Source organism: Kitasatospora sp. NPDC057518 (genome assembly GCF_042802075.1).
Taxonomy (GTDB): domain Bacteria; phylum Actinomycetota; class Actinomycetes; order Streptomycetales; family Streptomycetaceae; genus Kitasatospora.
Window position 1 is genome coordinate 1 of the sequence record NZ_JBHVEU010000399.1, and the last position, 8,324, is coordinate 8,324.

The following is an 8,324-nucleotide window of genomic DNA, read 5'->3' on the forward strand; positions in this document are numbered from 1 at the left end:
GCACGTGGGTGCCCCGCCCGGCGTCCTTCCCTACTGTCAGGGACTGTCAGGGCCCTGCCCGACAGCAGGCCTCAGACGGCCACCGTGGCGCCGGTCGCCAGCGAACGCTCGGCGCCGACCAGGATCTCCACCACCCGCAGGCCGAAGTCCGCCCCGCACGGGTGCGGCTCGCCGGAGGCCGCCGAGGCCCGCAGGGCGTCCAGCGCCCGGTGCAGCGCCGCGGCCGGTCCCTCGCCGCGCGGGGGCAGCTGCACCACGCCGTGCTCGCCGCGCAGCTCCATGCCCGTCCCGCCGGCCGCGAGCGGCGCGGTCAGACTGAGCGCGAGCGTGCTGGAGGCGCCGCCGGCGTGCCGCACCACCAGGTGGACGGTGTCCAGCGGGCCGGCCGCCGCCGTCACGTGCGTCGCGTCGCCCAGGACCGGCAGCAGGACGGACAGCGCGTGCGGGCCGACGTCCCACAGCGCGCCCTTCTCGACCCGCCACGGCGAGGCCGCGTACGGGCTGGTGCTGCCGGGCGCGAACACCGAGCCGAGCCAGTCCGAGCGGCCGGTGAACCAGCCGCCGAGCTCCGCCTGCCGCTCGATCCACGGGATCTGCTCGCCGCCGAAGCGCACGGTGAAGAAGACCACCGAGGCGACCTTGTGCTCGCGCACCGCCTCGGCCACGGCCTCGGCGTCCGGCACCGTCAGCGCGACCGGCTTGTCCAGCAGCAGGTGGCAGCCCGCCTCGGCGGCCCGCACGGCGAGGCCCGCCTGCACGGTCGGGGGCAGCGCGATGGAGACCGCGTCCACCTCGGCCAGCAGCCGGTCCAGGTCCGCGTACCCGGGCACGCCGTGCGCGGCGCCCAGCGCCTCGGCCGCCTCCGGTCGGCGGCCCCAGACGCCGGTGAACTCCAGCCCGGGGTGCTCGGCCAGGACAGGCGCGTGCACCCGCTCCGCCCAGGGGCCGGTTCCCAGCAGTCCGATCCGCACGATGTCTCCGTTTCCTTCGTGTTCCGTCGTGTTCCGTCGCGACGCCGCCGCGTGCTCGCGGCGCGTGATTCGCGGCGCGCGCCCTGGTTCAGCCCCGGACGCGGGCCAGCGTGAAGCCGTCGTAGCCCTTGCTGCCGACCGTCTGCACCGAGGTCGCGGTGACCGTCGGCTCGGCCGCGATCAGCTCGTGCAGCGCCCGGGTGCCGACCACCGCCGGGTCGGTGCTGTCCGCGTCGGCGACCGCGCCACCGCGCACCACGTTGTCGACGATGATCAGCGAGCCGGGCCTGGTCAGCTGGAGCGCCCGGCGGAAGTACTCCGGGTTGCTCGGCTTGTCGGCGTCGATGAAGACCAGGTCGAAGGGCTCCACGCCCTGCTCGACCAGCGCGGCCAGCGAGTCGGCGGCCCGGCCGACCCGTACCTCGGCGACCCCGGCCAGGCCGGCGGCCGCCAGGTTGCCCCGGGCGACCTCGGCGTGCCGGGGGTCCAGCTCCAGGGTGAGCAGGGTGCCGTCCGCGGGCAGCGCCCGGGCCAGCCAGATCGCGCTGTAGCCGCCGAGCGTGCCGACCTCCAGGATCCGCTTCGCGCCCTGGGTCAGTGCCAGCAGGTGGAGCAGCTTGCCCTGGTTGGGGGCGACCGCGATCTTCGGCAGCCCGGCCGCGTCGGCGGCGGCGGTGGCGCCCTCCAGCACCGGGTCGTGCCCGACCAGCTGCTCGGAGAAGTAGGCGTCCACGGCGTCCCAGGTCGGCTGCGAAGACATCGGGCCCTCCAGAGTGCAAGATCGGCAGCTACCCGGCCGATGCTACTCCGAGGGCCCGAGGGCACCACGACGGTGGTTGTGGACGGCCGGTCGGACGACCGGCCGTACGGGAGGTCAGTCGGCGACCGGCTCCTTGGCCGCGGCGGCGGCCTTGGCGGCCTCCTCCGCCTCGATCTTGGCGTGCGTCTTGGCGGCGCGGCGCTTCATGATCCAGGCCGAGAGCAGGCCGATCACCAGGGCCGCCCCCAGGCCCGCCCAGGAGAACCGGGCCAGCCAGGGCTCGATGCTCTTGCCGACCTTGTAGACCAGCAGCGTCGTACCGCCGGCCCAGACCACGCCGCCCAGCACGTTGGCGATCAGGAACTTCCAGTACGGCATCTTCAGCGCGCCCGCGAGCGGACCGGCGAAGATGCGCAGCAGGGCGATGAACCGGCCGAAGAAGACCGCCCACATGCCCCACTTCTGGAAGGAGCGCTCGGCGGTGGCCAGGTGGGAGGGCCCGAAGTGCTTGGGGAACTTGCGTCCCAGCTTCTCGAAGAGCGGCTTGCCTCCCTTGCGCCCGATCGAGTAGCCGATCGAGTCGCCGATGATCGCGCCGGCGATCGCGCAGATGGCGACGCCCCACGGGCTCACCACACCCTTGACCGCCATCAGGGACGCCGTGACCAGGGCAATCTCGCCGGGCAGCGGAATGCCCAGCGACTCCAGCCCGATGATCAGACCGACCACGGCGTACACCGCTGTCGGCGGAATCCCCTCGATCCAGGCGTCGATGTGCAAGGCCAGTCCCTCCGTGGCAGGACGGGACCGGCCGCGCTCCCCCTGGAGCCGCGTGCCCGTCCCGGCAGTTCGTCCGATGGCGGCACCCAGGCCGCTCCCCCGGAAACGAGCCTAACGTGCCGGGCGGCCTGTCCCCCCGGCCGATCACCCGTGGTTACGACGTACGCCCCCGCGCCATGGTTCCAGCTCGACCACCGTTTCTTCAAGATTCGGCAAAAAGCAGTGCGACCACGGACGGGCGCTGCTTGATCCGGCGCGCGAACGGCAGCAGGGCGCTCACCGGCCACCGCCCGCCCTCCGGGTACACCTCGCGCACGTCGGTGACCCCCGGGTGCGCGGTGGCCAGCTCGCCGCGCTCGTCCGCGTCCATCCCGAACGGCATCGGCGGCGCCTGGTAGTACCGGTCCCGCAGCTTGCCCTCGACGGCCCGCCGGCTGAACCAGCGCGGCACCGCGTCCAGCACCATCGCCCCGCCCGGGAAGCGCTCGGCGCAGGCCGCGATCAGCGCGCGGACCTCCTGCGGCCGCAGGTACATCAGCAGGCCCTCGGTGCTGATCAGCACCCCGTTCGACGGGTCCACCTCGTCCATCCAGCCCGGATCGGTGGCCGAGTGGGCGACGATCCGGTGCCGCTCGTCCGGCGGCAGCAGCCGCCGCCGCAGCGCGACCGTCTCCGGCAGGTCCACCGACAGCCAGCTCGCCCGCCCGTTGTCGACCCGCCAGGCCTGGGTCTCCAGGCCGTCCCCGAGCCCGACCACGGTGCCGCGCGGGCAGCGGGTCAGGAAGTCCGCCACCTCGCGGTCGAAGCAGGCGGCCCGCAGCGCCTGGAGCTGGCTCACCAGAGCGTTCTCCCCGAACCGCGCCGCGAACGGGTAGTCGATCCGCTCCACCAGCTCGACCGCCTTCGGGTCCGGCAGCACGGTGTCCGGCCGCCGCGCCTCCACCGCCCGGTGCCACAGCGTCCACAGCGCCGTCTCCGGTACCTGCCCCAGCTCCGGCCGCTCCCCGCCGCCACTCATCGCTCGCTCCTTCGGACGTGGTCCCGTCGCGGTCCGACGCGTTCCGTCGCGTTCCGTCGCGTTCCGTCGCGTTCCCGCCGTGTTCCCGTCATGGGCATGAACCCGCCGATTCTGACACCCCGTCCGCACCTCCCCTCCCGCCGACGCGCCGACTGACCGACCGGCGGAGCTCTACGACGCCAACCATCGACCGGGCCATCCAGGCGACCTGGAGCGCGCGAACTCGTTCTCCTACGTGGGCACTTCTCACCCCACGGGGTGGAGAACCGAACGACGGAGGGCCACGTGCTCGAGCACCTCATCACTCACGACGACGACCTGCGGATGGTCCCCACCGACCGGAACGAGCTGACCACCTCAGTCGGCCGGCTCCACGAGGAACTCCGGGCTCTGCCCGAGGGGACCGACCCCGCCCGTGCCTGCCTCCTGACCAGGTGGATCGGCATCGGCCACCTGTGCCTGGGCCACCACGAGGAGGCCCGTACACTCCTCCGCCAGTCACTCGACCTCGCCACGGAGACGGGCAACACCCGGGCCGTCGTCGCCACCGGACTCAACCTCGCCGACGCGCACCGCTACGCCGGTGACGTGCGGACCGCGGACGCGCTCTACCGCAGCGCGCTGGACACCGCGCGAACCCGGCACCCGGAACTCCTGGACTTCGCACTCCAGCACACCGGCAAACACCTGATGGAACACGGTGACCTCGCGCAGGCCCGGACCCATCTGCAGGAGGCACTGCGACTGCGGATCGCCAAGGGGGACAGCGAGTTGATCGAGTCCACGCAGGCCGCACTCGACAGGGTGGAGCTACTGCTCGACCGCCCCTGACCGCCCCCGCGGCAGACCCCGTCCCTGTCCCCGTTCTGCGCCAGGAGGCCGTGGCGGGGCCGGCGGTCAGCCCAGCCCGTTCGACCAGTCCGCCAGGAGGGCGAAGTCCTCCGCCGTCAGGCCGGCTTTCGGGTCGATGTGGTGGAGGAGTGCCGGGGCCGGGTGGTGGGTTTCGACCCAGGTGCGGTCGGCGTCCGTGATCAGGTCGTCGACCCAGGCGAACGGGCGGCCCTGCGCCCAGGTGACGATCTGTGGGGTCTTCCAGAACACGCCGTCGTCCGGCTCGGGCCGTGGCTCGGACCAGGGGATGAACGGCAGGGCGGGCAGCCCGAGCAGGGGGGCGATGAAGGTGTTGGCCTCCTCTTGCCACGTCGTCGCCCATGCCAGGTCGAAGGGCAGCGCGGCGAGGGCCGGGCCGTGGGCCGGGTTGAGCCAGACCCGCAGGGGCTTCGGGGCCTTGTGTGGAAGGCCCCAGGCGGTGAGTCGGCGGCGCTCGGCCGCTTCCCAGCGTGGTGTCGTCAGCCGGTGGGTCCGGTAGCCCTCGGGCCGCCGGTAGGGCTTCGCCGCACACGGGTTGAGCGGTCCGTCGACGTCCAGCAGGAGCAGCGGTCGCACCGGCTCACCTCCCTTGATCGTCCCCGCAGGCTACCGGCGGGGACGGGGACGGGGACGGACCAGCGGATTTCCGCGCCGGGGGCCGCGAGGGGGCCGAGGGTTCAGCCGATGCTGAAGGCGCCGTCCGGCGGGGGCGGGGAGTCGGTGGCCTCGGCGTCGGTGACCGGGGCGGTCCGGCCGACCAGGGCGGCCAGGTCATCCCCGTCGGTGAGCCGGGCCGGGAAGATGTCGCCCGCGAGCAGCCGGGTCAGCTCGGCCACCGGCAGCGGCGCGGTCGAGCCGGCCAGCAGGATGTTGCCGTACCGGCGGCCGCGCAGCACCGGTGCCTCCGCCACCAGGCAGACGTACGGGAACACCGCGCGCACCGTCGCCGCCTGCGCCTTGGCGAAGGCCAGCGGCGGGCCGTCCGCCAGGTTCGCCGCGTAGCAGCCGCCGGGGCGCAGCGCGGCGGCCGCCAGGCGCAGGAACTCCACCGAGGTGAGGTGGGCCGGGGTGCGCGAGCCGTGGAAGACGTCGGCGATCACCAGGTCCTGCGAGCCGGCCGGGGTCTCGGCGAGGGCTGCCCGGGCGTCGCCGACGGTCGCGGTGATGTCCGCGCCGGGGCCCTGCCAGGGCAGGTGTTCGGCGACCAGTTCCAGCAGCGGCCCGTCGACCTCCACCACCCGCTGCCGCGAGCCAGACCGGGTGGCGGCCAGGTAGCGGGGCAGGGTGAGCGCGCCGCCGCCGAGGTGCAGCGCGTCCAGCGGCTGCCCGGCGGGGGCGAGGGCGTCGGCGAGGTGGCCGAGGCGCCGGGTGTACTCGAACTCCAGGTGGGTGGGGTCGGCGAGGTCGACGTAGGACTGCGGGGTGCCGTCCAGGGTGAGCAGCCAGCCGCTGTCCCGGTCGAGGTCGGGCATGAGCTTGGCGAAGCCCAGGTCGGTCCGGCGGCCGACCGGTACCGGCTCGTCGTCCTCGTCCCGCGAATCGTGCCCGTCGTGCCAGTCGTGCTCGGAGGTCACGCGTGCTCTCCGACGGGCTCGACGTCGAGGTACGCGGCGAGCCAGTGGTCCAGCTCGGCGAACACCTCGGTACGCGCGGCCTCCCCGGAGAGCACCAGGTCGTGCATGCCGCCCTTGATCCGCACGATGGTGACGTGCCGGCCCAGCCGCGGCCCCTGCGCGGCGATGTCGTCGGCGCGCAGCACGGCGTCGGCGTGGTGCAGCGCGCTGTGCCACTTGGTGGTGGAGATGGAGCGGGTCGAGGCCATCAGCAGCACCGGCACGTCGATGCCCAGTCCCCGGTGCAGCCGCCGGTGGCCCTGGTGGATCGCGGACAGCCAGCCCGCGTACAGCGGGAAGCTCTCGGGGCGCTTGAGGGTGAGGTCGAAGTCCCACTCGCCCTGGTGGTCCTTGTGCAGGCTGTGGGTGTAGTGCGGGTTGAGCGCGGACGGCAGGACGCGGGTCGGCGCCAGCCGCCCGAGCGCCGTGACGGCGGGGCCGCCGAGGGTGCGGACGGCGGGCCCGGCCGGCATCGACAGGAACGGCGAGTTGAGGAACAGCCCGTCCACCAGGCCGCGCCCGGCGCGCCGGGCGGCCCACAGCGCGCCGATCAGCCCGCCGGTGGAGTGCCCGTTCAGCAGCAGCTGCCGGTGCCCGTCCACTTCACGGATGATCCGGACCGCCTCGTCGATCTCCTCGTCGTACTCGGCAAGGTCGCGGACGAAGTTCGGCGACTGGTGCGGGCGCAGGGAGCGGCCGTACTTGCGCAGGTCGAGGGCGTAGAAGGAGAAGCCGAGCGCGGCGTAGTGGTCGGCGAGGTTGGTCTGGAAGAAGTAGTCGTTGTACCCGTGGATGTAGAGCACGGCGCGCTCCGCCCCGGGCACCGGCCGCCGGACGAGGGTCGCGCACACCGGCCCCTCGTCGTCCGGCCGCAGCGTCAGCTCGGCGGCCTCGTAGGGGGCACCCAGGATGTCTTCACGGAACTCCATCTGCTTGCCGCACCCGTCCTCTGCTCTGTCTGCCTGTACCGGCAGGTGACCGCCTGTTCCATCCCCGACCATACCGGCCGGTAGCCGCGGGCCGCTCGGCGGTGGGCCGTCATGCGTGGATCCACACTGCGGCGGCCCGGGTGGTGTCGGGGGCCCGCAGCCACCTGGCGTCCGCCCGCTCCACCCCGAGGGCCCGGAAGATCCCGCGGGCCTGCCCCTGCGCCCGGGCCGCCTCGTCGTTCCGGTCCAGTGCCCGGAGAGCTGATCCCGTGCTCTCCCAGGCCATGGCCTGGCAGAACCGGTCGTCGCACTCCTCGCAGAGCACACAGGCGCGTTCGAGGAACTCGAGTGCTTCATCGAGGCGGCCCATGACCCTCAGCCGCTCGCCGAGGTTGAGCAGCGCGATCGTCTCACCCTCCCGGTCACGACGGCTGCGCGCGACGGCGAGGGCACGTCGATGGGCTTCCACCGCCTCCTCGCAACGGCTCGCGAGGCCGAGCGAGATCCCGTGGTTGTTCCAGACCTCCGCTTCGACGTCGCTGGTCCCCATGGAGTCGGCCGCCCTCAGTGCCGCCTCCGTGACGGCGATCGCCAGATCGGCCCTGCCGCCGTGGATCAGCCCCGGCACCACCACGGGCGAGAGGCGCGCGACCCCTCGGTGGATTCCGACCTCTGCCAGCCCCAGGATCATGGCCACCATGTTGGCGCGCTCGCGGTCCAGCCAGGCCAGTGCGGCGGCCCGTTCCGGGAATGGGCCGGCGTCCGAGCGCCCGGGCGATGACGCGGCCCGCCGGTTGGCGGCGTGGGCGGTCGTCACGTAGTACTCCGTCAACCGGCTCAGCCCGCGCGCCCCCAGCTCCGGGTCCTTCCCCAGCTGTTCCAGGGCGTAGAGCCGGACCAGGTCGTGCAGGTACCACCGGCCCTTCGACGGGCTCTGCTCGATCAGTGCGGCGCCGACCAGTTGGGCGAACAGGGGCCGGGTCTCGCGGACCGTCCTTCCGATGAGCGCCGCCCCGGCTTCGGTCGAGACGTCGCTTCCGACGCAGACCGGGAGGAACCGGAAGAGCTCGGCCTGCGCGGGGGTGAGGCGACGGTAGGAGCGGTCCAGGGTGAGGCGGATGCCGGTCTCGCCGTCGTGCAGGAGGTCGAGGCGGCCCGTACCCCCGGCCAGGTCGTCGGCGAGTTCGGCCGCCCCGAGGTGCTGGTCGAGGATCAGTTGGGCGGCGGCGAGCCTCAGTGCCAGAGGGAGGTGGCCGCAGAGTCTCGCGGTGCGCCGGCCGCCCTCCGCGTCGATGGCGACGCGCCCGTCCGCTGGTCGGGCGGCCCGGACGGCGGTGTCGAGGAGGGCGACGGCCGCCTCGGCGTCGAGGACGCCCCGGCGGT

General features: G+C 73.6%; 8 protein-coding genes and 1 pseudogene. 1 reads left to right on the forward strand and 8 read right to left on the reverse strand.

Going from position 1 to position 8,324, the window contains the following annotated elements:
• Window positions 1-71: 71 nt before the first annotated feature.
• The 4 genes from ACFU7Z_RS31005 to ACFU7Z_RS31020 all read right to left on the reverse strand — a co-directional run bounded on the left by ACFU7Z_RS31005 (window position 72) and on the right by ACFU7Z_RS31020 (window position 3,529).
• A complete protein-coding gene (locus ACFU7Z_RS31005; RefSeq protein WP_049650681.1) occupies window positions 72-971 on the reverse strand; it encodes a Gfo/Idh/MocA family protein in 900 nt (299 codons plus the stop codon).
• Window positions 972-1,059: 88 nt separating this feature from the next.
• Window positions 1,060-1,731, reverse strand: a complete 672-nt coding sequence (locus ACFU7Z_RS31010) for an O-methyltransferase (RefSeq protein ID WP_049650680.1) — start codon at window positions 1,729-1,731, stop codon at window positions 1,060-1,062.
• A 114-nt stretch (window positions 1,732-1,845) separates the two neighbouring features.
• Complete coding sequence (locus ACFU7Z_RS31015; RefSeq protein ID WP_117486626.1) at window positions 1,846-2,511, reverse strand: DedA family protein; 666 nt, start codon at window positions 2,509-2,511, stop codon at window positions 1,846-1,848.
• 202 nt (window positions 2,512-2,713) lie between these two features.
• Window positions 2,714-3,529: a class I SAM-dependent methyltransferase gene (locus ACFU7Z_RS31020; RefSeq protein ID WP_074003691.1), complete on the reverse strand. Its 816-nt coding sequence runs from the start codon at window positions 3,527-3,529 to the stop codon at window positions 2,714-2,716.
• A 285-nt stretch (window positions 3,530-3,814) separates the two neighbouring features.
• Here ACFU7Z_RS31020 and ACFU7Z_RS31025 point away from each other — a divergent pair, with 285 nt between their 5' ends.
• The gene (locus ACFU7Z_RS31025; RefSeq protein WP_380781137.1) at window positions 3,815-4,360 is read left to right on the forward strand and encodes a tetratricopeptide repeat protein; all 546 of its coding nucleotides are present in this window, start codon (window positions 3,815-3,817) and stop codon (window positions 4,358-4,360) included.
• A gap of 66 nt (window positions 4,361-4,426) precedes the next feature.
• On the opposite strand, the gene ACFU7Z_RS31030 is transcribed toward ACFU7Z_RS31025, so the two are convergent.
• The 4 genes and pseudogenes from ACFU7Z_RS31030 to ACFU7Z_RS31045 form a co-directional block, all read right to left on the reverse strand.
• Entirely contained in the window at window positions 4,427-4,966 is a 540-nt protein-coding gene (locus tag ACFU7Z_RS31030) for a hypothetical protein (RefSeq protein ID WP_380781139.1), read from the reverse strand.
• Between the two features lie 110 nt (window positions 4,967-5,076).
• Window positions 5,077-5,871 (reverse strand): spermidine synthase, encoded by a 795-nt coding sequence (locus tag ACFU7Z_RS31035; RefSeq protein ID WP_380781141.1) that lies wholly within the window; start codon window positions 5,869-5,871, stop codon window positions 5,077-5,079.
• A 98-nt stretch (window positions 5,872-5,969) separates the two neighbouring features.
• Entirely contained in the window at window positions 5,970-6,941 is a 972-nt protein-coding gene (locus tag ACFU7Z_RS31040; protein WP_074003694.1) for an alpha/beta hydrolase, read from the reverse strand.
• A 109-nt stretch (window positions 6,942-7,050) separates the two neighbouring features.
• A pseudogene (locus tag ACFU7Z_RS31045) lies at window positions 7,051-8,324 on the reverse strand (regulator); the annotation flags it as partial.

Excerpts from the sequence above, each read along its gene's own strand:
- ACFU7Z_RS31010 (WP_049650680.1), bottom strand. The coding sequence starts at position 1,731 with ATGTCTTCGCAGCCGACCTGGGACGCCGTGGACGCCTACTTCTCCGAG.
- ACFU7Z_RS31020 (WP_074003691.1), bottom strand. The coding sequence starts at position 3,529 with ATGAGTGGCGGCGGGGAGCGGCCGGAGCTGGGGCAGGTACCGGAGACG.
- ACFU7Z_RS31035 (WP_380781141.1), bottom strand. The coding sequence starts at position 5,871 with ATGCCCGACCTCGACCGGGACAGCGGCTGGCTGCTCACCCTGGACGGC.
- ACFU7Z_RS31040 (WP_074003694.1), bottom strand. The coding sequence starts at position 6,941 with ATGGAGTTCCGTGAAGACATCCTGGGTGCCCCCTACGAGGCCGCCGAG.